The organism is Marivita sp., from assembly GCF_965656765.1.
Classification (GTDB): Bacteria; Pseudomonadota; Alphaproteobacteria; order Rhodobacterales; family Rhodobacteraceae; genus Marivita.
Map to the genome: position 1 here is coordinate 48,744 of NZ_CBFHLV010000006.1, position 22,261 is coordinate 71,004.

Annotated in this window: 22 protein-coding genes; 7 read left to right on the forward strand and 15 right to left on the reverse strand. The window is 57.6% G+C overall.

Translation table 11 applies throughout. The features are described from left to right. Nucleotides 1-73 precede the first annotated feature (73 nt). The 4 genes from ctrA (at nt 74) to ACTG4M_RS03385 (ending at nt 5,376) form a co-directional block, all read left to right on the forward strand. A complete protein-coding gene (ctrA, locus tag ACTG4M_RS03370; RefSeq protein ID WP_439122220.1) occupies nt 74-784 on the forward strand; it encodes a response regulator transcription factor CtrA in 711 nt (236 codons plus the stop codon). Nucleotides 785-944: 160 nt separating this feature from the next. Further along, the gene (gene ligA / locus ACTG4M_RS03375) at nt 945-3,068 is read left to right on the forward strand and encodes an NAD-dependent DNA ligase LigA (protein ID WP_439122221.1); all 2,124 of its coding nucleotides are present in this window, start codon (nt 945-947) and stop codon (nt 3,066-3,068) included. Continuing rightward, nucleotides 3,065-5,155, forward strand: coding sequence for an ATP-dependent DNA helicase RecG (gene recG / locus ACTG4M_RS03380; protein WP_439122222.1), 2,091 nt, complete (start codon nt 3,065-3,067; stop codon nt 5,153-5,155). The genes ligA and recG overlap by 4 nt, the downstream gene beginning before the upstream one ends. A gap of 86 nt (nt 5,156-5,241) precedes the next feature. Beyond that, nucleotides 5,242-5,376, forward strand: coding sequence for a hypothetical protein (locus ACTG4M_RS03385; RefSeq protein ID WP_281249779.1), 135 nt, complete (start codon nt 5,242-5,244; stop codon nt 5,374-5,376). A 180-nt stretch (nt 5,377-5,556) separates the two neighbouring features. Here ACTG4M_RS03385 and ACTG4M_RS03390 read toward each other — a convergent pair whose 3' ends face one another. Then, nucleotides 5,557-6,009 (reverse strand): iron-sulfur cluster assembly scaffold protein, encoded by a 453-nt coding sequence (locus ACTG4M_RS03390; RefSeq protein ID WP_439122223.1) that lies wholly within the window; start codon nt 6,007-6,009, stop codon nt 5,557-5,559. Between the two features lie 68 nt (nt 6,010-6,077). Between ACTG4M_RS03390 and hisI the strand changes: the two genes are divergently transcribed. After that, nucleotides 6,078-6,440, forward strand: a complete 363-nt coding sequence (gene hisI / locus ACTG4M_RS03395) for a phosphoribosyl-AMP cyclohydrolase (RefSeq protein ID WP_439122224.1) — start codon at nt 6,078-6,080, stop codon at nt 6,438-6,440. 40 nt (nt 6,441-6,480) lie between these two features. Here hisI and gluQRS read toward each other — a convergent pair whose 3' ends face one another. The 13 genes from gluQRS to ACTG4M_RS03460 all read right to left on the reverse strand — a co-directional run bounded on the left by gluQRS (nt 6,481) and on the right by ACTG4M_RS03460 (nt 18,898). Then, on the reverse strand, nt 6,481-7,326 hold the full coding sequence (gene gluQRS / locus ACTG4M_RS03400; protein WP_439122225.1) for a tRNA glutamyl-Q(34) synthetase GluQRS: 846 nt from the start codon (nt 7,324-7,326) through the stop codon (nt 6,481-6,483). Beyond that, nucleotides 7,326-8,690, reverse strand: a complete 1,365-nt coding sequence (gene trmFO, locus ACTG4M_RS03405; RefSeq protein WP_439122226.1) for a methylenetetrahydrofolate--tRNA-(uracil(54)-C(5))-methyltransferase (FADH(2)-oxidizing) TrmFO — start codon at nt 8,688-8,690, stop codon at nt 7,326-7,328. The genes gluQRS and trmFO overlap by 1 nt, the downstream gene beginning before the upstream one ends. Before the next feature lie 36 nt (nt 8,691-8,726). Next, entirely contained in the window at nt 8,727-9,344 is a 618-nt protein-coding gene (locus ACTG4M_RS03410; RefSeq protein ID WP_439122227.1) for a TetR/AcrR family transcriptional regulator, read from the reverse strand. Then, entirely contained in the window at nt 9,337-10,206 is an 870-nt protein-coding gene (gene ppk2, locus ACTG4M_RS03415) for a polyphosphate kinase 2 (RefSeq protein WP_439122228.1), read from the reverse strand. The genes ACTG4M_RS03410 and ppk2 overlap by 8 nt, the downstream gene beginning before the upstream one ends. A 52-nt stretch (nt 10,207-10,258) precedes the next feature. Continuing rightward, a complete protein-coding gene (locus ACTG4M_RS03420) occupies nt 10,259-11,212 on the reverse strand; it encodes an alpha/beta fold hydrolase (RefSeq protein WP_439122229.1) in 954 nt (317 codons plus the stop codon). A 9-nt stretch (nt 11,213-11,221) separates the two neighbouring features. Then, a complete protein-coding gene (locus ACTG4M_RS03425) occupies nt 11,222-12,166 on the reverse strand; it encodes a homoserine O-succinyltransferase (RefSeq protein ID WP_439122230.1) in 945 nt (314 codons plus the stop codon). Between the two features lie 3 nt (nt 12,167-12,169). Then, complete coding sequence (locus tag ACTG4M_RS03430) at nt 12,170-13,036, reverse strand: ATPase (protein WP_439122231.1); 867 nt, start codon at nt 13,034-13,036, stop codon at nt 12,170-12,172. A 58-nt stretch (nt 13,037-13,094) separates the two neighbouring features. Then, a complete protein-coding gene (locus ACTG4M_RS03435; RefSeq protein ID WP_439122232.1) occupies nt 13,095-14,006 on the reverse strand; it encodes a DMT family transporter in 912 nt (303 codons plus the stop codon). A 108-nt stretch (nt 14,007-14,114) separates the two neighbouring features. Next, nucleotides 14,115-15,440 carry an OmpP1/FadL family transporter gene (locus ACTG4M_RS03440; protein ID WP_439122233.1) on the reverse strand — a complete coding sequence of 442 codons (1,326 nt, stop codon included), beginning with the start codon at nt 15,438-15,440 and terminating at the stop codon, nt 14,115-14,117. A 121-nt stretch (nt 15,441-15,561) separates the two neighbouring features. Then, nucleotides 15,562-16,455, reverse strand: coding sequence for a DMT family transporter (locus ACTG4M_RS03445; RefSeq protein ID WP_439122234.1), 894 nt, complete (start codon nt 16,453-16,455; stop codon nt 15,562-15,564). Between the two features lie 5 nt (nt 16,456-16,460). Beyond that, nucleotides 16,461-17,084, reverse strand: a complete 624-nt coding sequence (locus tag ACTG4M_RS03450; RefSeq protein ID WP_439122235.1) for a hypothetical protein — start codon at nt 17,082-17,084, stop codon at nt 16,461-16,463. Then, nucleotides 17,075-18,646: a glutamine-hydrolyzing GMP synthase gene (gene guaA / locus ACTG4M_RS03455; RefSeq protein WP_439122236.1), complete on the reverse strand. Its 1,572-nt coding sequence runs from the start codon at nt 18,644-18,646 to the stop codon at nt 17,075-17,077. The genes ACTG4M_RS03450 and guaA overlap by 10 nt, the downstream gene beginning before the upstream one ends. Before the next feature lie 75 nt (nt 18,647-18,721). Continuing rightward, on the reverse strand, nt 18,722-18,898 hold the full coding sequence (locus ACTG4M_RS03460; RefSeq protein ID WP_439122237.1) for a hypothetical protein: 177 nt from the start codon (nt 18,896-18,898) through the stop codon (nt 18,722-18,724). Nucleotides 18,899-19,098: 200 nt separating this feature from the next. On the opposite strand from ACTG4M_RS03460, the gene ACTG4M_RS03465 reads away from it, so the two are divergent. Next, the gene (locus ACTG4M_RS03465) at nt 19,099-20,643 is read left to right on the forward strand and encodes a trimethylamine methyltransferase family protein (protein WP_439122238.1); all 1,545 of its coding nucleotides are present in this window, start codon (nt 19,099-19,101) and stop codon (nt 20,641-20,643) included. On the opposite strand, the gene ACTG4M_RS03470 is transcribed toward ACTG4M_RS03465, so the two are convergent. Next, a complete protein-coding gene (locus ACTG4M_RS03470) occupies nt 20,636-20,947 on the reverse strand; it encodes a DUF6477 family protein (RefSeq protein WP_439122239.1) in 312 nt (103 codons plus the stop codon). The genes ACTG4M_RS03465 and ACTG4M_RS03470 overlap by 8 nt on opposite strands. A gap of 246 nt (nt 20,948-21,193) precedes the next feature. Between ACTG4M_RS03470 and ACTG4M_RS03475 the strand changes: the two genes are divergently transcribed. After that, a complete protein-coding gene (locus ACTG4M_RS03475) occupies nt 21,194-22,234 on the forward strand; it encodes a DUF6456 domain-containing protein (protein ID WP_439122240.1) in 1,041 nt (346 codons plus the stop codon). The last annotated feature ends 27 nt before the right edge of the window (nt 22,235-22,261 follow it).

Below are 22,261 nucleotides of genomic sequence, written 5' to 3' on the forward strand. Positions count from 1 at the left end.
CCATGCTAACGTAAGGTTAACCTTTTCACGCCAGTGTCCCGATTGCCGGACACTGACATTGCGGAGAAACTTGATGCGCGTACTCTTGGTCGAAGACGACCCGACGACGTCGAAAAGCATCGAATTGATGTTGGGCAATGCCAATTTGAATGTCTATTCCACCGATCTTGGGGAAGAAGGCATCGATCTGGCCAAGCTGTATGACTACGATTTGATCCTTCTTGATTTGAACTTGCCAGATATGAATGGCTTGGATGTTTTGCGGCAATTGCGGCTCGCGCGTATCGAAACGCCGATCCTGATCCTTTCGGGCAACGATGCCAGCGAAGACAAGATCAGGGGCTTTGGTTTTGGGGCAGATGATTATCTGACCAAACCGTTCCATCGCGAAGAACTGATCGCGCGGATCCACGCGATTATCCGGCGTTCCAAGGGGCATTCCCAGTCGATCATCCGCACCGGGAAGGTTGAGGTCAATCTCGACGCAAAAACCGTGCAGGTCCGCGGCAACACGGTGCACCTGACGGGTAAGGAATACCAAATGCTCGAACTGCTTAGCCTGCGGAAAGGGACAACCCTGACGAAAGAAATGTTTCTGAACCATCTCTATGGCGGCATGGATGAACCAGAACTCAAGATCATTGACGTGTTCATTTGTAAATTGCGCAAGAAACTCTCTGAAGCGACCGGCGATGGCAGCCATATCGAGACCGTTTGGGGCCGTGGTTACGTGCTGCGCGATCCCGAAGTGGATGAAGACGCGCGCATTGCCATTGGCGCGTAGCAGCGTGTGTGATTGACGGCTTGTCTCTGTTGATTGGGGGCTTGCCGCTGCCTTGCTGACGTCAAGTTGCAGGTTCTGCACAGAATCGTCTTTTCAAATCTGGACGCTGTGCACCCCCGGGCCTATCACTCTGTCCAAGACTTGAGGCCAAGGGGGGCACATGGCAGAGCAGGAGATTGCGGTCAAAGACCTGTCAGAGGCGGATGCCCGCGTTGAACTCGAACGCCTGGCCAGTATCCTGGCCGAGGCGAACACAGCCTATCACACCGAAGACGATCCTGACTTGTCGGATGCAGACTATGACCGTCTCAAACGCCGCAATGCTGAAATCGAAACGCGCTTTCCAAACCTGAAACGGACGGATAGCCCAAGCGAACAGGTCGGCGCGCCGGTTGCGGACGGCTTTTCAAAGGTCCGGCACGAAGTGCGGATGATGTCGCTTTCGAATGCGTTCGAAGACGACGACATCAGCAGTTTTGACCAGAGCATTCGCCGGTATCTGGGCCTTAGTGAAACCGACCCACTGGCGTATACCGCAGAGCCAAAGATCGACGGGCTGTCTTTGTCCTTGCGATATGAGAATGGCAAACTGGTGCAAGCCGCCACACGGGGTGATGGGGCCACCGGCGAAAACGTCACCGCTAATGCCCGCACCATCGACGACATTCCCGAAACGCTGAGCGGTGCGCCCGACATCCTCGAAATCCGCGGCGAAGTGTATATGAGCCATGCCGATTTTGCAGACCTGAACGACCGGCAGTCTGCCAAAGGGGCCAAGACCTTTGCCAACCCGCGCAATGCGGCCGCCGGGTCGCTTCGCCAACTCGATGCCACCATCACCAAAGACCGTCCGTTGCGCTTTTTCGCGTATTCATGGGGGGCGCTCAGTGCACCTTTGGCGGAAACGCAGACTGGTGCGATCCATCGGATGCAAGAGCTTGGCTTTCAAACCAATCCGCTGACTCAACGCTGTGATGGCCCCGGCGAAATGATCGCGCATTATAAAACCATCGAAGAACAGCGCGCCACATTGGGGTATGACATCGACGGCGTGGTCTACAAAGTTGACGATCTTGGGTATCAATCACGCCTCGGTTTCCGCTCGACCACGCCCCGCTGGGCGATCGCGCACAAGTTTCCTGCCGAACTGGCGTGGACACGTCTGGAATCGATCGACATTCAGGTTGGCCGCACAGGTGCGCTCAGCCCGGTGGCGCGGCTTACGCCCGTCACGGTGGGCGGCGTCGTGGTTTCGAACGCCACCCTGCACAACGAAGACTATATCGCCGGGCGCGATGCCAATGGTGCGCCGATCCGGAGCGGCAAGGATATTCGTGTGGGGGACTGGGTGCAGGTCTACCGCGCGGGGGACGTGATCCCGAAAGTGGCGGATGTGGACCTCAAAAAACGGCCTGACGATGCGCAACCCTATGATTTCCCAACGCTTTGCCCTGAATGTGGGTCCGAGGCGATCCGCGAAGAGGGTGATGCAGTTCGCCGGTGTAGCGGTGGCCTGATATGCCCGGCGCAGGCGGTGGAGAAGCTCAAACATTTCGTGTCACGCGCCGCGTTCGATATCGAAGGTTTGGGGGCAAAACAGGTGGAACAGTTCTACAACGACGGCTGGATTAAGGAACCCGCTGACATTTTCACGCTCCGCGACCGTTATGGCAGCGGTATGCAACAGCTCAAGAACCGCGAGGGCTGGGGCGAGAAATCGGCGCAGAACCTTTTTGACGCCATTGACGAAAAACGCAGCATTCCCATGGGACGTCTGATCTTTTCGTTGGGCATTCGACATGTGGGGGAAGTGGTCGCAAACTTGCTCGCCCGGTCTTATGTCACGTGGGACGCGTTTCATACCGCCATCGACGCCGCTCATGATCCCGAAAACGATGCGTGGGACGGCCTGATAGGCATCGACGGAATTGGCAAAGTGGTCGCAACATCGCTGGTCTCAAGCTTTGCGCAAGGCGCTGAACGCGCGTCAATCAATCGTTTGGTGGCGCATCTGGACGTGCAAGAGGCCGAACGCCCACAAACCGAAGGCAGCCCGGTCGCTGGGAAAACCGTCGTTTTCACCGGCTCACTCGAGCGCATGACCCGCGCCGAGGCCAAGGCACGTGCTGAATCGCTGGGGGCCAAGGTGTCTGGGTCGGTATCGGCCAAAACAGACCTGCTGGTTGCCGGGCCGGGTGCGGGGTCAAAGGAGACCAAGGCACGCGATCTTGGCGTGCAGATTATCGATGAAGATGGCTGGTTTGACCTGATCGAGGGCGCATGAGCGGCAGGCCGGAAATCTTGTTTCCGCTTTTCAGCGCACTCAGCGGGCTAAAGGGTGTGGGTCCCAAAACTGCCGAAACGTTGGGCCAGATGGGCATCGAGGTGCCGCGAGATCTGCTTTACACGCTGCCCCATTCGGTGGTCGACCGCCGCCTGCGCGATACGGTCAACGGGACGGATTTGCCCGCAACCCTGACCGTTGAGGTCGACATCGGCGCCCACCGCCCGCCGCGCAACAAAGGCGGCGCTTACCGGGTACAGGTCGAAGATGCGAAGACCGCGTTTCAGATCGTGTTCTTTCACGCGCGTGGTGATTACGTGGCGAAAATCCTGCCTTTCGGCGCGCGCCGCATTGTGTCTGGCAAGGTCGAATTTTTCGACGGCATGGCGCAGATGGTGCATCCCGATCATGTGCTGTTGCCAGACGAAGCGGGCACCTTGCCAGAATTCGAACCGGTATATCCGCTCACTGCCGGGATCACGCAAAAGACCATGTTCAAGGCGGCAACTGACGCTTTGACCCGCGCGCCCGACTTGGAGGAATGGGTCGATGCGCGCTTGATAGAGCGGGAAGACTGGCCAAGCTGGAACACGGCGATGCGCGCCGCCCATGCACCCGACGGCATGGGCGCGCTGTCGCTCGACAGCCCGGCGCGGCGACGGTTGGCCTATGACGAATTGATGGCGCATCAATTGACACTCGCTTTGGCGCGTGCGCAGAAACGCGCAAAGCCGGGAATTGCATCGTCGGGCAACGGCAAATTGCGACACAAGGTGATGACCGCGCTTCCGTACCGGCCCACCGGCGCGCAGATGCGTGCGATTGACGAAATCACAGATGACTTGGCCAGCCCGCACCGCATGAACCGCTTGCTTCAGGGCGATGTCGGGTCAGGCAAAACGCTTGTCGCCTTTATGGCGCTGCTCACCGCGGTCGAGGCGGGCGGGCAAGGTGTGATGATGGCCCCGACGGAAATCCTCGCGCGGCAGCATCTGGAAGGCTTGCAGCCCTTGGCCGAGGATGCAGGCGTGGTTTTAGAGTTGCTGACGGGGCGCGACAAAGGCGCAGAGCGTAAAGCGAAACTGGCGGCTTTGCAGCGCGGTGATATCCAGATCCTTGTGGGCACCCATGCGGTGTTTCAGAAAGACGTTGAATTCTCTGACTTGCGATTGGCGATCATTGACGAACAGCACCGTTTTGGCGTGCGGCAACGGCTTGAACTGGGTCGCAAAGGCATGGCGGTTGACGTGTTGGTCATGACGGCAACACCGATCCCCCGGTCTTTGGCGCTGGCCCAGTATGGCGACATGGATGTTTCGGTGCTAGACGAAAAGCCGCCCGGCCGAACACCGGTAAAAACCGCGCTCTTGTCGAATGAACAGATGGACGGCGTGATCGAGCGGTTGCGGCAAGCGGTGGCCGAGGGGCGGCAGGCCTATTGGGTCTGCCCTTTGGTAGACGAAAGCGAATTGTCCGACCTGACAGCCGCAGAAGAGCGGTTCAAGCGCCTCCGTGCAACGTTGGGAGAAGGGGTGGTTGGGCTTGTGCATGGCCAGATGCCGCCTGCCGAGAAAGACGCAGCAATGGCGCGTTTCGTGTCAGGACAAACCGGTGTTCTGGTGGCGACAACAGTGATCGAGGTAGGGGTGAATGTGCCCAACGCGTCGATCATGGTCATTGAACGGGCCGAGACCTTTGGTTTGGCCCAGTTGCATCAGCTTCGCGGCCGTGTGGGGCGCGGGGCAGCAGCGTCGACCTGCCTGTTGCTCTACCAACCGCCGCTGTCTGAAACCGGGCTGAAACGGCTTACGACCTTGCGTGAAACCGAAGACGGGTTTCGCATTTCCGAGGTCGATCTGGAAATGCGCGGAGCTGGAGACGTGTTGGGCACCGCACAGTCGGGATTGCCGCGCTTTCAGATCGCTGATCTGGAGCGTCAGGCCAGTTTGATGGCGCTGGCACAGGATGATGCGCGCAAGCTCTTGCTGGATGACCCGACGCTTACCTCTGACCGGGGGCAAGCGGCGCGAGCACTGCTTTATCTGATGAAACAGGATCAGGCGATACAGCTGATCTCGGTCGGTTAACCGCTTTTGTTCTCAAATGTTCTCATAAAGTTCTTTACAGATTGTTCTGAATGTGAGAACAAAGGAGCAACAAGGAGGACATCATCATGATGCAGCGGATCAAAACCACGCTTCACACGGCCAAGGCCCAAACCAATACAGCGCTTCTTCAGGATGCGCTTGGTGCCATGTCTTTGATCGTGATGCTGGTCGCAGCGCTGCATCTGCCGGTGCTTGTCTGACTTTGTTTTCTGCCTGCGTGTTTTGCCTGAACGCTCATTCGCATCCTGTCCCAACTGATGCACCTGTTCCAGAAGGTTGCCTGCCTTCAGAGCGATGACGGCCCCCAACGAACACGTCACTTTACCGCCGCCTTCTTTTGAAGTGCGGCGGTTTTTTTATTAGATGGTAAAATTCTGGGATCAGGCGGTTTGCGTTTCCGCAAGCTGGACCACGGCGTCAGATGCGGCCTCGAGCGTTAGTAGGATCGAGGCATGGCGGTTTTTGAACGCCACGGCCGGGCGCAAAACCTCTAACCCGTCGAACGGCGCCGCAGGTGTTGGGCCGTCTTCTTTCAGCATGACGCGCAATTCATCCCGCGCTTGCGTGATTTGATCGGGCGTACAGCCCATAATCGCGCTGCCCACAACCGATGCTGCGGCCTGGCCCAAAGCGCAAGCTTTGACGTCCTGACCAAAGTCGCTGACTTTGCCGTTCTCCATTGTCAGATCGACGGTCACTGTCGATCCGCACAAAGGCGAGCGTTTCTTGACCGTCGCACCGGGCGCGTCGAGCCGGGTGTGATGGGGAATGTCCGCAGCCAATTCGAGGATGCGCGCGGAATAAAGCTTGATCAGATCGGTGTCGCCGGACATGGCTTTCCCTTTCGCCGTTCCACCCATAGATAGGGGACCAAACGGCGGATGCAAAAAGGTTTTTCCCCATGAGCTTTGATCCTGCGACTTTGGTCTATAACGAGGCAGGCCTGATCCCGGCGATCGCACAGGACGCGGTGTCGGGTGAAGTGCTGATGATGGCGTGGATGAATGCCGAGGCGGTGGCGAAAACGCTGGAGACTGGTCGCGTCACCTATTGGTCACGCTCGCGGGCCGCATTTTGGGTCAAAGGTGAAAGTTCGGGCCATGTTCAGGAATTGATCGCGTTTCGCGTGGATTGTGACCGGGATTGTGTGTTGGTGAGTGTCAATCAAACTGGGCCGGCTTGTCATACCAATCGCAGGTCGTGTTTCTACACCGAGGTGCAGGACGGCGCGGAAGCGGAGATATTGGCGCCGATGCGGCCGTAGTTTTGGCATATTTGCAAAAAGAAGAAGTAGGACAAAGCGCTTAAAGCCCAACCATCCGCCTGATATCCCGAGGCGTGGCGCCTTCGCTGCGATAGTGCGCGATCGCCCTTGCATCATCGCGTTTGGCAAGCCGTTTGCCGTGATCGTCCCGGATCAGTCGGTGATGATGGTACATGGGGATCGGCAAGCCAAGTAGCGTTTGCAAGAGCACATGGATCGCGGTCGCGGTGGCAAGGTCTTCGCCCCGTATCACATGCGTGATACCTTGGGCGCCGTCATCGACGACGACACTGAGGTGATAGGAGGCGGTCTTCGTATCTCGTCGAGCCAGCACCACATCGCCGACCGCGTTCACAAAATGATCGCGCGTTAACCTTATTGCTGGGTGAAGGCCGGTGTCGGTGTAGAGCGGCAAAGTCGTGAGGCTGTCGATGGCTTTTTTCATGTTGAGGCGCACAGCGTCGGTGTCTGTACGATCGCCCCATACGCGATGACGGCAGGTGCCGGGATAGATCAAACCATCAGGCCCATGCATTGGCGCGCCCTCTTGCGGGGCAGACATGGCGCGCCGGATGTCGCCACGTGTGCAGGAACAGGGGTAAAGCAGCCCCATGTCGCCGAGCTGCGTTAGTGCTGTTTCATATGCAGACGTGTTGTCCGACTGGCGCAGTACCGGTGTTTCCCATGTCAGGCCAAGCCACGTGAGGTCTTCGTAGATTTGTGCCTCAAACGCAGGTGTGCAGCGGGCGGTGTCGGTGTCTTCGATCCGGAGCAGAAAGCGGCCTTGCGCCTCTTGCGCCATGTCGAACGCCAAGAGCGCAGAAAATGCGTGGCCAAGGTGGAGTTGGCCCGTTGGGCTGGGTGCAAAACGGGTCGTGAAACCCACTATTCCGCTGCGGATTTGGCGGGGTCCTGGGCGGCGAGCCAGTCTGACCATGCGGTTTTGGCACGGTCGGTGTAAGCTTTGTAGCGATCCTTGCGACCGCGGCGTCCGCCTTTAAGCCCGTCAACCGGGCGGAAGAGGCCGAAATTGACATTCATTGGTTGAAAGGTTTTTGCCTCGGCGCCGCCAGTTATGTGGTGGATCAGCGCACCGTGCGCGCTGTCCTGCGGCACAGTCGGGATTGGTTGGCCGGTCATTTCGGCAGCGGCCATGCGACCGGCCAAAAGGCCCATGGCCGAGGATTCGACATAGCCTTCGACACCGGTGACCTGACCGGCAAAACGGATATTCGGCTTGGAACGCAGGCGCATTTGGTCGTCAAGCAGCGTTGGGCTGTTAAGAAACGTGTTGCGATGAATGCCGCCAAGGCGGGCAAATTTAGCGTTTTCAAGGCCGGGAATCATTTTGAAAACATCGGCTTGCGCGCCGTACTTCATCTTGGTTTGGAAGCCGACGATATTATAGAGTGTCCCCAGCGCATTGTCGCGGCGTAGCTGAACGACGGCCCATGGTTTGACATCTGGTTGGTGAGGGTTGGTCAGGCCTACAGGTTTCATCGGTCCGTGGCGCAGTGTTTCACGACCGCGTTCAGACATCACTTCAATAGGCAGGCAACCGTCAAAATAACCAGCGGTTTCACCTTCGTGGAACTCTGTCTTGTCGGCGGCCAGAAGCGCGTCGATGAACGCATCGTACTGCGCCTTGTCCATCGGGCAGTTGATGTAGGCGCGCTGCTCTTCCTCGGTTTCGCCTTTGTCATAGCGTGACTGAAGCCAGGCTTTGGACATGTCGATGCTGTCAAAATAGACGATGGGCGCGATCGCGTCGAAAAAGGCCAGTCGGTCGGTGCCGGTTTCAGCCTGGATTGCTTGGCCCAAGGCCGCGCTGGTCAGCGGGCCGGTGGCAAAAATCCAATGGCCTTCGTTGGGCAGATCGGTGATTTCTTCGTGGCTGACGCGCACATTCGGATGCGCATGCAGGCGGCGGGTGATTTCAGCACTGAAGGCATCGCGGTCCACGGCAAGCGCTCCGCCAGCGGGCAGGCGGTGTTGGTGCGCGGTGTCGATGATCAGGCCACCAGCCTCGCGCATTTCCCAGTGCAGCAGTCCCACCGCGTTCTGTTCATGATCGTCAGACCGGAATGAATTGGAGCAGACCATCTCGCCCAGATCGCCAGTTTTGTGGGCGAAGGTTTCGACCTTGGGGCGCATTTCGTGAATCACGACCTGAACGCCGCGATGTGCGGCTTGCCATGCTGCTTCGGATCCGGCCATTCCGCCGCCGACGATGTGGAGTTCTTGTGTCATGGGGCGCATGTAATCCGTTGTAGAGTGTTTGTCACGTCACTGATCAGGGCTGATGAGACCCAAGCCGCGCAGGTAAATGCCGATACCGGACTCGAGCAGTTCTTCAGGTGGGAATGGCGATGTTGTGCCTGGCGAATTGCGGGCGAAAAGTTCGACCACGCCGTGGCTCAGCGCCCAAACATGCGCGGAAAACATGGATGCAGGAGGGCGTTTCTCTGGCGGGATATGTTGAGACAATTCCTCGGCGGCGCGTTCCAGCACGGAACGGGCGCGGGCGGACACGGCAGCGAGTTCGGGCGTTCGATTCACCGAAATGCCACTCTCGAACATTGCAATGTAATGACCTGGGTATTTTCGCGCAAACGCCAGATAGGCGCGGCCCGTTGCCTCGAACGCGGCAAGAGCCGAGGGTTGACCGCTGTCATAGGCGTATTGCATCACGTCGGCGAAGATTTCGTATCCTTGAAGGGCCGCTTCAGCGATCAGGTCTTCGCGGCCTTCGAAATGGCGATACACGGCGGCGGGGGTTACGCCCGCCTGTTTTGCGGCCTCCGACAGGGTAAAGCCGGTCGGGCCTTTTTCGGTGATCAGCTGGAGCGCCGCATCAACGAGGGCTTGCCGCAAATTGCCGTGATGGTAACCGCGTTTAGCCATCCCAGATGTCCGGCCCGCCACAGACCTTGGAATCAACCTGGCCCAGTGCTTTGAAGTCTTTGCGTGTGTAATCCAGCTGCGTCAGAACGCTTCGGATTGCGTTAATCCGCGCGCGGCGTTTGTCATCGGACCGCACGATGGTCCAGGGTGCGTGATCGGTATGGGTCTTGGCAAAGGTTTCCTTGATCGCATCGCTGTAAGCGTCCCATCTTTTCAGGCCTTCAACGTCGATCCATGAGAGTTTCCATTGCTTTAGCGGGTCTTTCTCACGCGATAGAAAGCGCCGCAGCTGTTCGGCGCGACCAACATTAAGCCAAATCTTGAAAAGCTTGATACCGTCATCGACCAGCATGCGTTCAAAATCAGGCACTTGGCGGAAAAAGTGCATGCGCTGCTCGGGAGTGCAAAATTCGAACACATGCTCGACCACAGCCCGGTTGTACCAGCTTCGATCGAAGAAGGTCACTTCTCCGGCGGCAGGCAGATGATCGATATAGCGTTGGAAATACCATTGGCTGGCTTCGGTTTCTGTCGGCTTGGAAAGCGCTACAACATGCGCGCCGCGAGGGTTAAGGTTTTCTCGGAAACGTTTGATTGTGCCGCCTTTTCCAGCGGCATCGCGCCCTTCGAATACGATTGCGATGCGGGTGCCAGTGTCGCGCGCCCAGGTCTTCATCTTGACCAGTTCGATTTGAAGCGCATCAAGATCTTTCTGATACGCCTTGCGTGGCATCCGTTCTGAATACGGGTAATCAGGATTGATTATATCGTCTTTGTCCGCGCGTTTGATCGCGTCGCGAATGTCCTTGGGCGCATCGTTTTTGAAGAAGGCGCTGATCGCACCATCAAAGGGAAGGTCCATCTCCGGCCCTTTCTATCATCTGCTCTGACTTGAATATGGGATGTTAATGCGATTAACGCAAACCCGCACGTTGTGCAGCACGGTCGATCGCGTCGATGACTTCGGGTTCAGCGGCGTGGTGTGGCATGTGACCAATGCCTTCAAGCACGGTCAGATTGGCGCTTGCAATTTGATTGGACAGTGGGATCGAGTGGATCGACAGGCCGACAGTCGTGTCGGCATCCCCGTGAATGATTTCGGTCGGCACAGTGATTGCGCCATAGCGCGTGTACAGCGCCTTGATTTCATCTAGCAAATTGGCCCGCTGCATCGCGTTGGCGCGCATGGTGTCGCGGCGAAGGGTCAAAGGTGCGCCAATGTGCTTTGCATACCCTTCTGGTTCGCTTTGGGGCGCAAAGACGCCTTCGATGGCGCTATCGACAACGGGGTTTGGCACAAACGCGGTGAGGGCGGGCACGACAATGGCGCTGCCCAAATCGCTTGAGGTCACTTTGTAAAAGGTGCTTAGATCGCTGTTCCACGGGTTCGACGCGGCAGCGACGAGGATCAGAGCAGACAGGCTTTCGGGACGTTCCACAGCCCACGCAAGGGCAACAGCCCCGCCGTAGCTTTGGCCCAGAACCATGGGGTTTTGTAAGCCAAGTTGGTCTGATGCGTCCGCCAAAAGCGTCGCTTGCTCGATCAATGTGGTGCCTTCAGGATTGACCCGTTCTGTATAACCCAGACCGGGGCGGTCAAAGGCCGTTACGCGATATCGGTCCGCCAGTTTGTCGACCAAGGAAAACGTGAAATCACGCAGGTTGCCGCTGGCCCCATGGATCAGAACAATATCGGGGCCTTCGCCTTTGGTGACGTAATGCACTTGTGTGCCATTGACGATCAGGAACTGGCCTTCAGGGGGGAAACGGTTTTCCGCCACGTTTTCGCGGTAAGAGGCTGTACAGGCTGTCGTCAAAACCAAAGCCGCCGCACACCCAAGCAGCACGCCAATCCCTTTTACAGCCAAAACCGCCTCCTATCTGTTGCGCAGATCCGTGCTGGCTGCGCCGATCTGCTCTATGTCGAACGGAGTGGTAAGGTAGATCTCTGACACCCAGTTGCCATAGAGAAGATGCGCGTGGCTGCGCCAGCGGTTCTGCGGCGGCTGTGATGGGTCGTCATTGGGATAGTAGTTGGCTGGCACATTGATTGGCGTGTCGTTGGCAACATCGCGGTCGTACTCATCCTTGAGAGTGTTGCTGTCATATTCGAAATGGTTGAACACATAGAGCGCGCGATGGTCTGGGTCTTCAACAAGACAGGGGCCGGTTTCGGGGCTGTCGATCAGAATACTCAATCCTGCATTGTCGACGTCGTCGCGCCTGATCTCTGTCCAGCGGCTGACAGGGATCACCATGTCATCAGAGAACCCGCGCAGATACGGTGATGCAGGCGCAAGGTTTCGATGTCGGACACATCCGAACGCCTTTTGTGCCAGCGCAATCTTGGGCACGTTATGGAAATGGTTGATCATCGCCATACCGCCCCAGCACACACCAAAGGTCGAGTGAACATTGGTCTGGGTCCAGTCCATGACCTGCTCCAGCTCGTCCCAATACGTGACCTCGTCAAACGGTAGGTGTTCAATTGGCGCGCCTGTGATGATCAGGCCGTCGAATTTTTCACCGCTGTCTGCGACTTCGGAAAATGGGCGGTAAAAGCTTTCCATGTGTTCGGCTGCGGTGTTGCGCGTTTGGTGTTCGGACATACGGATCAGGTTAAATTCGATCTGCAATGGGGTCGCGCCAATCAGCCGGGCAAACTGGTTCTCGGTTTGAATCTTCTTGGGCATCAGGTTCAGCAAGGCAATCCGCAGCGGGCGGATGTCCTGTTCGCTGGCCAGTTCATCGGGAATGACCATCACGCCTTCGCGCTTGAGCACGTCATAGGCGGGCAGGTTGTTTGGCAGTTTGATGGGCATGTCTTACGGTCTTTTCTGGTCTAGCGCGCTTGCGATCAACATATCAAAGTTCGGTGGCGTGGCGTCTGCCATCAGATCATGGGCGTCAATGGTGACGCCCCAATGATCCGCCATCATCTGATAGCGCGGCTGGCGGTGTGCCAGGGCTTGCGCATAGGTCCATCGGATGAATGTATCTGGGTCAACTGTGTCTTCTTTGGCGTTGTTTTCGCTCAGATACTGCTGCCAAACACGGCTCAGGAATTCTGGCTGGTAGGCCATTGGTTTAGGCGCCTTGTCGAAGCGACGGATAAGTTCCTGCGTGTGGGCCTCGTCACCTTTGATCCAGACCAGCAAGGCGTGTTTCGACAGTTCGGTCAGGATCGGATCGTTGGGGTCTTCCGGATCAACCCATTCGCAGATCGACCCGCCGGTATCGCAGACGAAATGAGGATAGCCATAGATGTCCATGGACCGGTCAATGAAATAGCCTGTGTCCAGCAATGCGGCCATTTCTGCGCGGCGGAACTGGTCTTGGCGCTTGCGGTATTCAGCCATTGGCACACCGCCCTTGGCTGGATCACCTGGCTTGCCCAGGTAGGCGGCAACGGGAGCCAGATTGTCAAAGGTAAGGTTAGAGCCGATATAGATCGAGTCCGACATCAACAGGTCGCGCAGGAACGGCACTTTCATTGCTTCGCGCTTGGCGTTGTCGGCGATGTATTCGCCCATGTACCGGGTGCCGATGCGGTAATCGATGGAGTAGTGGAACCAATCACCACTGTCGCGCAACAGGTTCGAAATATGGGTCTTGCCCAAGCCCGACATCGCAAAGAGCACAACGCGCTTTTGCGGCGCGTTCAGCCAGTCCTGTCCAGTTTCGTAGATCATTGTGACGTCCCGTGCCCGTAAACCCGTCGTTTGGGATTAGCGATGCGGCGCGGGGGCGTCAAACGGTTGTGACCCTGCGCTTCCAAAGTCGCCCGTCGATGATGCTTAGGCCAAGGGCGAGCAGGGCAAAGCCCAGATACTCGCCCGGGTGCAGCGTTTCGTTGCGCACGAGCGCCCCTAGCGTGATTGCGATCGGCGGAATGAGAAGGGTGACCAGCATAAGGTTTCCGCTGCCCGCCATGGCCAGCACGCGGTAGTAAAGAAGGTAGGCCAGCGCGGTGGCGATGATCGCGTAATATCCAATGGCGGCCAAAGTTGACGGGGCAAGCGCCAGAGACGGCAAGCCTTCGACCAGCAGTACCAGCGGGATCATGCACAGCGTTGACCCAGTCAGCATGCCCGCCGCCGCAATAACCGGGGGCACCCCACCCAGCATCTTGCGCGCCCACGCGCTGGCGAGCGCGTATGACACTGTACCAGCGACGATGGCCATTTGTGCCAGCGATGTGGTGTCGAACTGCCGAAGCGCATCCAGCCCGATTGCCAGACAGACGCCGAAGAACCCCAATCCCACACCCAAAGCTTTGCGCAGAGTCAGCTTTTCATCGGCAAAGACCAACGCGGCCACGACGATTCCAAAGATTGCCGTTGCCGCATTGAAGATCGAGGTGAGGCCGGTTGGGATGTACAGTTGGCCCCATGCCATCAGGCTAAAGGGGATGACGTTGTTCAAAACGCCCATGACAAGAAATGCGCCCCAAATCTTGGGGTCTCTGGGCAACGTCAAACGTTTGAGCAGGGCAACACCCCACAGGACGAGCATCGCCCATCCAGTGCGGTGCAAAACGGACGTCAGCGGCCCGATTTCGTCAAGTGCGGTGCGAATGGCAAGGAACGACCCTCCCCAGATCACACCCAACAGGACAAGTTCGGTCCACGCGCGGGTGGAGAGAGAGGTTTGTGGTGTCATGCCAGAGCAGTAGCTGGGGGGCTTTCACGACACGACCCGAAACATGCGCAAAACGCAAAAGCCCCGCCAGATGCAACCGGCGGGGTCACTCGTTAGGCTTGATACCGCTTAAAAGTCAACGGTCAGGGAAACGCCTATTCCGAGGGCCGTGTTGTCTTCGTATTTGACGCCCGATGCATCCTCGGCATCACCGATCCATGCGTATTCGATGCCGCCGCGCAGGGTCATGTTGTCCATTTTGTACTGACCGCCAATGCCAAGGCTGACGAATCCATCACGCGGGGCAAGCCGTGATACGGTATCGCCGTTCTGCGCTTCGTAGGTGACCTGCGCAAAACCGGACAGATCGTCCGAAAACGCGCGCCCAACGCCAAGCTTCCAAGTGGTGCGATCATTGTCAAAGCCGGTCACAGCACCGCCTGTGGCCGTGTCGTACTGTGGCGTGCGGACTTCCCATTTGGACCATTCGGTCCATTTGACCTGACCGTACAGCAGCGTGCCTGGCGCGATCCCACTTTGGAAATCAAGCGCAACAACCTGCGGCATGGTCACTTTGGTCTCGCCTCCAGAGACGTCGATGCCAAGGCCCGGGATGCTTTCGCTGGTGCCGAAATTATGTTCGATCTCGCTCTGCCATGACAGGGCCACGCGCAGCGCGATGTCAGGGATTTCGTAAGCAACACCAAGGATTGCGCCCCAGTCGCCGACGCGGTTGCCACTGGCGTTGAATTCCATCGACGTGCCAAAATCCTGTGCCGCTGCACCAAGTGTCTGTGCTTGTCCACCCAAGGCCTGTGCTTGTGCGCCCAGGGCCTCGGCGCGGGCGCCCAGTTCCTGTGCCGTTGCCAGATCACCTGCAGCACCCGCCGCCTGCGCTTGTGCACCCAACGCCTGTGCTTCGGCACCCAAGGCTTGTGCCTGTGCGCCAAGGCCCTGAGCGTTGCGCCCAACCGAGCTTCGGACCAGAAGGTCGGGGATGGTGATATCCGCTTGGCTTTCGACATAGCGTGCGCCGGCAAAGACTGAAACGCGATCAGTGACGCGGTATTTGCCGACAAGCGCGATTTGGTCGCTGTCCCAATCGGCGGTTAGACCGGCATAGATGCCCTGAGTGTATTCCGCACCAGCCCCGTAAGGGTTGTTGACAAACATCCCAAAGGTCAGCTTTTCGGTGAAATCGTTTTTATACGCGAGACTGTAATTGTTGTAATCGGTCAGCATGTTGCCGGTGTCGCCCTCGCCACCGCCAGCAGCAGTGAGTTCCGGGGTATATTTGCCGGACAGTTCCGGCATGACATGCGAAAAGCTTAGTTGCAGCTGGTCGTTTGTGGTGAACAAAAATCCGTAATCGTTGTTCGACCGCTCGATCCCGCCTGCGTTCGCCGTGCCTGCTGCCACAGCAAGCGCAAAAGCGCTTGTCATCATTTTTTTCATTGGACCCTCATCCCTTGAGATTGAATTCTCTCATCTGCAAAAAGCGTACCTAGTTGCCTCTTGGTCGGTCAATTTTGACCGTGCGTCACTCCCGGCGTTGTGCCGTAGCGTCACAAATTTGTTACCGGCGGGTGGAAGACCAGATATTGTAGTAATTCGCGCCGAAGATCAGCGCAGCTCCGATTAGGACAAATGGATCAAGCGGTTCAGCGTATAGCACGACGCCGACAATGGCGATGACCGGCAAGCGGGTGAAGTCGATTGGCATCACGATAGTGGCCGGGGCAAGCGACAGCGCGGTTGTCAGACAGAAATGCGCAACCAGACCGGCTACGGCGATCACGACCACCCAAGGGAGGTTGGACGCGGTTGGCAGGGCGATATCGCCGTCGAACCCAGCAAATCCCAGACCAAGAATCGCCTGCATCACCGTCAGGTAGAACAAGATACAGGTAATGCTTTCGGTGCGGGTCAGTTTGCGGGTGAACACGGCGGATCCCGCGAAGCCGATGGCGGCAAGCGCGGCGGTCACAAGGCCGATGTGAAAGGTTTCGGGGCTGGGTCGCGTCACGACAAGGATGCCGATAAACCCGATGACGGCCGCGATGGCTTGGGGTTTGGTCAACCGTTCCCCCAAAACAAACGGGGCCAGCAACATGACCCACAGCGGAGCGGAAAACTCTAGTGCAAAAACCTGCGCCAATGGGATCACGGTGATGGAGTAGAACCACAGATTTTGACCGGCGAAATGGCTGATATTGCGAATGAAATGCAGGCCTAGCTTTTGCGCCCGCACCTCGCGCAAGGTGCCCGCGACCGAGGCGACAGTGACCACGATAACGATGCCGATCATACTGCGATACATCATGATCTCGAACGTATCGAGATTGAGGCTCACAGCGCGTCCGGCGATGGCCATAGACGTAAACGACACAATGGCGCCAATCATCCACAAACAGGCGCGAATTGTGGGCGACAGCGTCACGACGCCTTCGGTGTCTGGCTGCTCAGACATGGTTGCTAGTCCCGCGGCAAGTGGCAGCAGCCGGTCAGCAACCGCCGTTTGCCCGGTGCGATCAATTGCATGGTCACGGTCCAGCCATAAGACCGATCGCTCATTCCGTCCGAACATTCTGCGCCTGACACCGTCGCTTCGATCACCTGTGTGTTCTCGGTCGCCAGAGTAACCAAAGCAGGGCTGCCAAGCCGTCCTTCGGCAACAGTCACAGAATCGAACGCAAAATCTGTATCGCCATCAACGGGATGCGAATAACGGGCGTCTTCGCCGTACAGACCAAGCGCCCAAAACGGTTCCGTGCCGCCACAGACCAGCCCCGCAGGCACGCTTGATGCGCCAATCGTGTTCACTTCGTCGCTGGTCAGAAAACGGGTCGCGACCCAGCCGTCGCGTTCGTTGAGCGCAATTCGTGCCCAGCGGCCCGTGGCGTCGAATTCAAACGCTTCGATCTGGCGGGCATCGTGGGCAAGATCACCGATATCCGCGCTGTTGGCCGACGGCTCCGCGCGCACATTCAGCGTGTCCGTCGCGGCAACGCCCGTCACGCGATGGTATGTTGGTTCCGCGTAGCCCCAAACGGGCAGGGTGCAGGCCACCACGATCAGTGTCGCGCGGATCACTCCCATTCGATGGTGCCCGGCGGTTTGCTGGTGATGTCATACGTCACGCGGTTGATACCCTTGACCTCGTTGATGATCCGCGTGGCGGTTTCGCCAAGGAAATCATGCTCGAATGGATAGTAATCCGCAGTCATGCCATCCACCGACGTGACCGCGCGCAAAGCACATGCATAGTCATAGGTGCGCCCATCGCCCATCACGCCAACCGTGCGCACGGGCAGAATGGCGACAAAGGCCTGCCAAATCTCGTCATAGAGCCCGTGTTTGCGGATCTGGTCGATATAAACCGCATCCGCTTTGCGCAGGATCTCAAGCTTTTCTCGGGTGATCTCGCCGGGGCAGCGGATAGCAAGGCCGGGGCCGGGGAACGGGTGACGTCCGATAAAGCTGTCCGGTAGTCCCAATTCGCGGCCCAACTCGCGCACTTCGTCTTTGAAAAGCTCGCGTAACGGTTCGACCAGTTTGAGGCCCATCTTTTCAGGCAGACCGCCAACATTATGGTGGCTCTTGATGGTCACCGACGGACCACCGCTAAACGACACGGATTCAATCACATCGGGATAGAGCGTCCCTTGAGCAAGGAATTCCGCGCCTTCGATTTCGTTTGCGTATTTCTGGAACACGTCAATGAAGAGACGACCAATGATCTTTCTCTTGGTTTCTGGGTCACTTACGCCATCAAGCTCACCCAAAAACAACTCCTGCTCCTGCGCGTGGATCACAGACAAGTTCATGTGATCCCGGAACATGGCGACCACTTCTTCTGCCTCATTCAGGCGCAAAAGGCCGTGATCGACGAATACACAGGTTAGTTGATCGCCAATCGCATCATGCAGAAGTGCCGCCGCAACCGATGAATCTACGCCGCCTGACAGGGCACAAATGACCTTTTTGTCGCCAACCTGTTCCTTGATCTTGCGGATTGCCTCCTCGCGGTAGGCGTCCATCGTCCAGTCTCCTTTGAACCCGGCCAATTGCACAAAGTTCTGATAGAGCGTTTTACCGTTCGGCGTGTGATGAACCTCTGGATGAAACTGGACTGCATAGAAATGGCGCGACCGGTCTGCCGTAATCGCGAAAGGCGCGCCCGGAGATGTGCCTAAAACTTCGAAACCTGGAGCGATTTCAGATACATGGTCGCCGTGGCTCATCCAGACTTGCTCGCGACCCGACCCATCCATGAACCAGCCTGCCAAAACGTCGTCACGGGTGTCGGATGGCTTGACCCAAGCCCGGCCGAATTCGGCTGTTGCATGTTCGCCGGCTTCGACCTTTCCGCCCAGGTCATGCATCATGACCTGTTGGCCGTAACAAATGCCAAGGATCGGTACGCCCAGCTCGTATGCTTTTTTGGGTGGTCGGGGGGATCCGTCGCGCATCACGCTGTCCGGGCCACCCGAAAAGATGATCGCTTTAGGTGCGAAATCGGTCAGAAACTCATCCGTCACGTTTTGGTAGGGATGAATTTCGCAATACACATTCAACTCGCGCAGGCGGCGCGCAATCAGCTGCGTTACCTGGCTGCCGAAGTCGATGATAAGAAGGCGGTCGTGTTCTGTGATGCTCATGGCTCCTGATAGGCAGAGCCATAGTAAATGGCAACATTCCCTATGCGTCTTGAGCCGATTGCGCGACGCGCCGCATTAATTGATGCGAAATGCCATGTGCACAATGCGCGCCCCGATGATCCAGACCAGAAAACACAGCACAATCGACACACCGAACGAGATAACCTGACCGGAAAAACCAAGCAGGGCGATTCCCAATCCTGCAATGAGAACAGCCAGCATAGCGGTGGTCTTTTTTGGGGCGTAATGCATCTCAAACTCCTGTGGTGACGCAAAGGCCAAACCACCAAAGCCAACGATTGGTTCCGGCGGCGCTGTCGCTTTGCGGAATGTCGAATGTCGCTTTCGCAACGCACAAGCCGTTATCCGTCGCTGACGGTGTTCTGTCTCATACTATGGAGTGTCCACTGGTCACAGCACCGGACCCATTAGTATCCGCATGGAGTCGAATCATGGCAGAGGCAGAAACACGCAGACGGTCACGCGGTGGCGGCGGTGCGGCGCGACGGGCAGAGCGCACGGCGGTTTCTGTCGAGACAGCCAAGTACATCCAGCGCAATATCCCGAATTTCGAGATCCTCAACGAAGAAGCGCTTCAGATCATTGAAACCAATGCTGAAACCGTGCTGGCCGAAATCGGTGTGAACTTTGTCAACAACCCCGTCGCTTTGGACCGCTGGCGCAACGCCGGGGCCGAGGTGACTGGCGAACGCGTACGAATCCCGCGCGGGTTGGCCCGCAAACTGTGCAGCACGGCACCGTCGACCTTTACCCAACAGGCGCGCAATCCCAACCGTGCCGTTGAAATCGGCGGGCGGAATCTGGTTCTGGCTCCGGTTTACGGCCCGCCGTTTGTACATGATGCGATGGGTGGCCGTCGTTATGCCACGATGGCTGATTTCGAAAAATTCGTGAAGCTGGGCTATATGTCCAAATGGCTGCACCACTCGGGCGGTACCGTATGTGAACCAACCGACGTGCCGGTGAACAAACGCCACCTCGACATGCTGATGGCGCACATGACCCTGTCGGACAAACCCTTCATGGGCTCCGTCACCGAACCCAGCCGCGCACAAGACAGCGTCGACATGTGCGAGATCTTGTTCGGTAAGGACTTTGTGCAGGACAACACAGTGATGACGTCGCTCATCAACATCAACTCACCGATGACGTTTGATGACGTGATGATGGGCGCGCTTGAGGTCTATGCGACAAACAATCAAGCCTGCATAATCAGCCCATTTATCGTCGGCGGTGCAATGGCCCCGGTGTCGGTCATGGGCACGCTGACGCAGGTTTTGGCCGAAGTGATGGCCGGGATCGCCTACAGTCAGATTCTGCGCCCCGGTGCGCCGGTGATCTTTGGCGCGTTCGTCACGTCTATCGACATGAATTCCGGTGCTCCGACTTTTGGCACGCCCGAGGCAAGCCAGATCACCTATGGTGCGGGTCAATTGGCACGTCGTCTTGGCCTGCCATTCCGGTCCGCAGGAAGCTTCACCGGCTCCAAATTGCCCGACGCACAGGCTGCGTACGAGACGGCCAATAGCTTGAACATGGGGCTTATGTCGGGTGTGAACTTTATGCTGCACGCCTGCGGATGGCTCGAAGGCGGGCTTGTCGCGTCATTCGAAAAGTTTGTTATGGACGCCGACCAGCTTGGTGCGCTGCACAAGATGGCGCAGGGCATCGCCACCGACGAAGAGGCGCAGGCAATGGGTGCAATTGCCGAAGTGGGGCCGGGCGGGCATTACCTTGGCTGCGAGCATACGCAAGCACATTTCAAATCAGCGTTCTGGCGGTCTGAAGTGTTCGACTTCAAACCCTACGAAACATGGTCCGAAGAGGGCGCACGCGATACAATGTCTTTGGCGACCGAACGCGTGCAACGCTTAATCGATACCTATCAGCAGCCGGTACTCGATCCCGGCATACACGAGGCGTTGACCGAGTACGTGACCAAGAAAAAAGCGTCGATGCCCGACGCTTTCATGTAACCGGCATCAATTCCGGCGGTTGCGTCTGCGCACGCAACAGCTGGGATTCGCCCATGATCGCAGTCAAAAGTTCGACATGCGCGGCGATGTTGTATCCGGCATCGCCGCTTTCGCGTTTTTCGTTCATGTCGGCCTCCAGTGTCATCAACTTCACCAACGCAGGTCCGATCCGCAACGTCACACCATAGCCCAGCAAGCGAGGCAGCCGCGCATCGCGCCGATAGGCCTGCGCGCCGATGCGTGCGGCACGGATTAACAAACGCGGACGACGCAGGTGTGAGATTTGGGTCAGGAGGTCTTGCATAGTCTGGTCCTTTTGCATCAAGAGTTCACGACATTAGAGGCATCACCATCACACAACGTTAAAGTGTGTTGCGCGATGGGAAGACCTGCGAACGCACCCCGTTCAATTTGTTTACGATTTAGAAACAGAAGCTTTTCCAGCAGTGAAAGTTAACAAATCAGAAACGAATGCAATTTTAGGTTGATTGCTGTTTGTGGATAAATCTGTGGATGATTTGGCCCAAAATAGTCTGAATGGGGGAATGACATGACTGATCTTCAACACATCCAAAGCCGTCCGGGCCTAAGCGCACTCTTTCCGGTCGAGGCACGGCGATACCTTGCGCACACAACCGAGGGGAGACCCCTTCGGGATATTGCCCGAGAGGCAGGATGCCACGCGTCGACGGTTCTGCGGCAGGTGCGTAAGCTTGAAACGCTGCGGGACGACCCGCTGGTTGATCGGGTTTTAGGGCAGCATAGGGGTGGTGATGCCGATGAGGATCAAGAACTGGTGGGTTTGGACGCCGTTACCGATGCGATGCGATACCTATGTCAGTCTGGCGCGATGATGTTGTACCGCGAAGACGTGGCGCAACCGGCTATCGTCAAAACTATGGGTGAGGGCGACACACTCTTGCTCGGCACAGTTGCTCTTGATGTGGCTGCAGCGTTGATTCTGCGCAACTGGGTAGCTGCACAGGCCGGCGGCTCGATCAAGCGGTATCGCATCACCGATGAGGGCCGCAGCGTCGTGCCAAGCCTGATTGCCGAACGCGATGCGCGGGCGGCACAGCGGCAGGACGATGGGTTTAATCTGTTTTCGTCAGACGGACCAGATCGCCGGTTCCGTAACAGATCAGTCTCGACCGGGCCGGGGTTCGAAAGCCCGCTGACAGCCTTGGCCCGGCGGCGTGGCCCTGATGGAAAACCGTTTCTTCCGATCGATTTCGTTGCAGCAGGGGATCGGCTGTATGAGGATTACGCGATTGCGGGGTTTGCACCTTCGGATTTGCTAGGCTGGGACAGACCTGAAGTTTTGCAACACCTCGAAATATCTGTCGCCAGCATGACCGACACACGCCGCGCCGAGGCGTTCGCCCGTACACTGGACGCGGTCCGTGATCTTGGTCCTGGCCTTAGTGAGGTTGTTCTGCGCTGCTGTTGTCTGCGCGAAGGGCTTGAAGCCACGGAAAAGCGGCTTGGTTGGTCGGCGCGGTCCGGCAAGGTTGTGCTGCGCATCGCTTTGCAGCGCTTGACGCTGTTTTACGGTAGAACTCTCGAAAAAGACGCGGTTCTGATCGGATAGACCAACGCACGTCGGGACAGATCGACG

What these genes read in the sequence shown, in the direction of transcription:
- ACTG4M_RS03465 (WP_439122238.1), top strand. Translation starts at nt 19,099, where the DNA reads ATGGCAGAGGCAGAAACACGCAGACGGTCACGCGGTGGCGGCGGTGCG.
- ACTG4M_RS03445 (WP_439122234.1), bottom strand. Translation starts at nt 16,455, where the DNA reads ATGTCTGAGCAGCCAGACACCGAAGGCGTCGTGACGCTGTCGCCCACA.
- ACTG4M_RS03475 (WP_439122240.1), top strand. Translation starts at nt 21,194, where the DNA reads ATGACTGATCTTCAACACATCCAAAGCCGTCCGGGCCTAAGCGCACTC.
- ACTG4M_RS03410 (WP_439122227.1), bottom strand. Translation starts at nt 9,344, where the DNA reads ATGGCTAAACGCGGTTACCATCACGGCAATTTGCGGCAAGCCCTCGTT.
- ACTG4M_RS03390 (WP_439122223.1), bottom strand. Translation starts at nt 6,009, where the DNA reads ATGTCCGGCGACACCGATCTGATCAAGCTTTATTCCGCGCGCATCCTC.
- guaA (WP_439122236.1), bottom strand. Translation starts at nt 18,646, where the DNA reads ATGAGCATCACAGAACACGACCGCCTTCTTATCATCGACTTCGGCAGC.
- hisI (WP_439122224.1), top strand. Translation starts at nt 6,078, where the DNA reads ATGAGCTTTGATCCTGCGACTTTGGTCTATAACGAGGCAGGCCTGATC.
- ACTG4M_RS03435 (WP_439122232.1), bottom strand. Translation starts at nt 14,006, where the DNA reads ATGACACCACAAACCTCTCTCTCCACCCGCGCGTGGACCGAACTTGTC.
- trmFO (WP_439122226.1), bottom strand. Translation starts at nt 8,690, where the DNA reads ATGACACAAGAACTCCACATCGTCGGCGGCGGAATGGCCGGATCCGAA.
- recG (WP_439122222.1), top strand. Translation starts at nt 3,065, where the DNA reads ATGAGCGGCAGGCCGGAAATCTTGTTTCCGCTTTTCAGCGCACTCAGC.
- ACTG4M_RS03440 (WP_439122233.1), bottom strand. Translation starts at nt 15,440, where the DNA reads ATGAAAAAAATGATGACAAGCGCTTTTGCGCTTGCTGTGGCAGCAGGC.
- ACTG4M_RS03460 (WP_439122237.1), bottom strand. Translation starts at nt 18,898, where the DNA reads ATGCATTACGCCCCAAAAAAGACCACCGCTATGCTGGCTGTTCTCATT.
- ACTG4M_RS03425 (WP_439122230.1), bottom strand. Translation starts at nt 12,166, where the DNA reads ATGCCCATCAAACTGCCAAACAACCTGCCCGCCTATGACGTGCTCAAG.
- ligA (WP_439122221.1), top strand. Translation starts at nt 945, where the DNA reads ATGGCAGAGCAGGAGATTGCGGTCAAAGACCTGTCAGAGGCGGATGCC.
- ACTG4M_RS03450 (WP_439122235.1), bottom strand. Translation starts at nt 17,084, where the DNA reads ATGGGAGTGATCCGCGCGACACTGATCGTGGTGGCCTGCACCCTGCCC.
- ppk2 (WP_439122228.1), bottom strand. Translation starts at nt 10,206, where the DNA reads ATGGACCTTCCCTTTGATGGTGCGATCAGCGCCTTCTTCAAAAACGAT.
- ctrA (WP_439122220.1), top strand. Translation starts at nt 74, where the DNA reads ATGCGCGTACTCTTGGTCGAAGACGACCCGACGACGTCGAAAAGCATC.
- ACTG4M_RS03430 (WP_439122231.1), bottom strand. Translation starts at nt 13,036, where the DNA reads ATGATCTACGAAACTGGACAGGACTGGCTGAACGCGCCGCAAAAGCGC.
- ACTG4M_RS03385 (WP_281249779.1), top strand. Translation starts at nt 5,242, where the DNA reads ATGATGCAGCGGATCAAAACCACGCTTCACACGGCCAAGGCCCAAACC.
- ACTG4M_RS03470 (WP_439122239.1), bottom strand. Translation starts at nt 20,947, where the DNA reads ATGCAAGACCTCCTGACCCAAATCTCACACCTGCGTCGTCCGCGTTTG.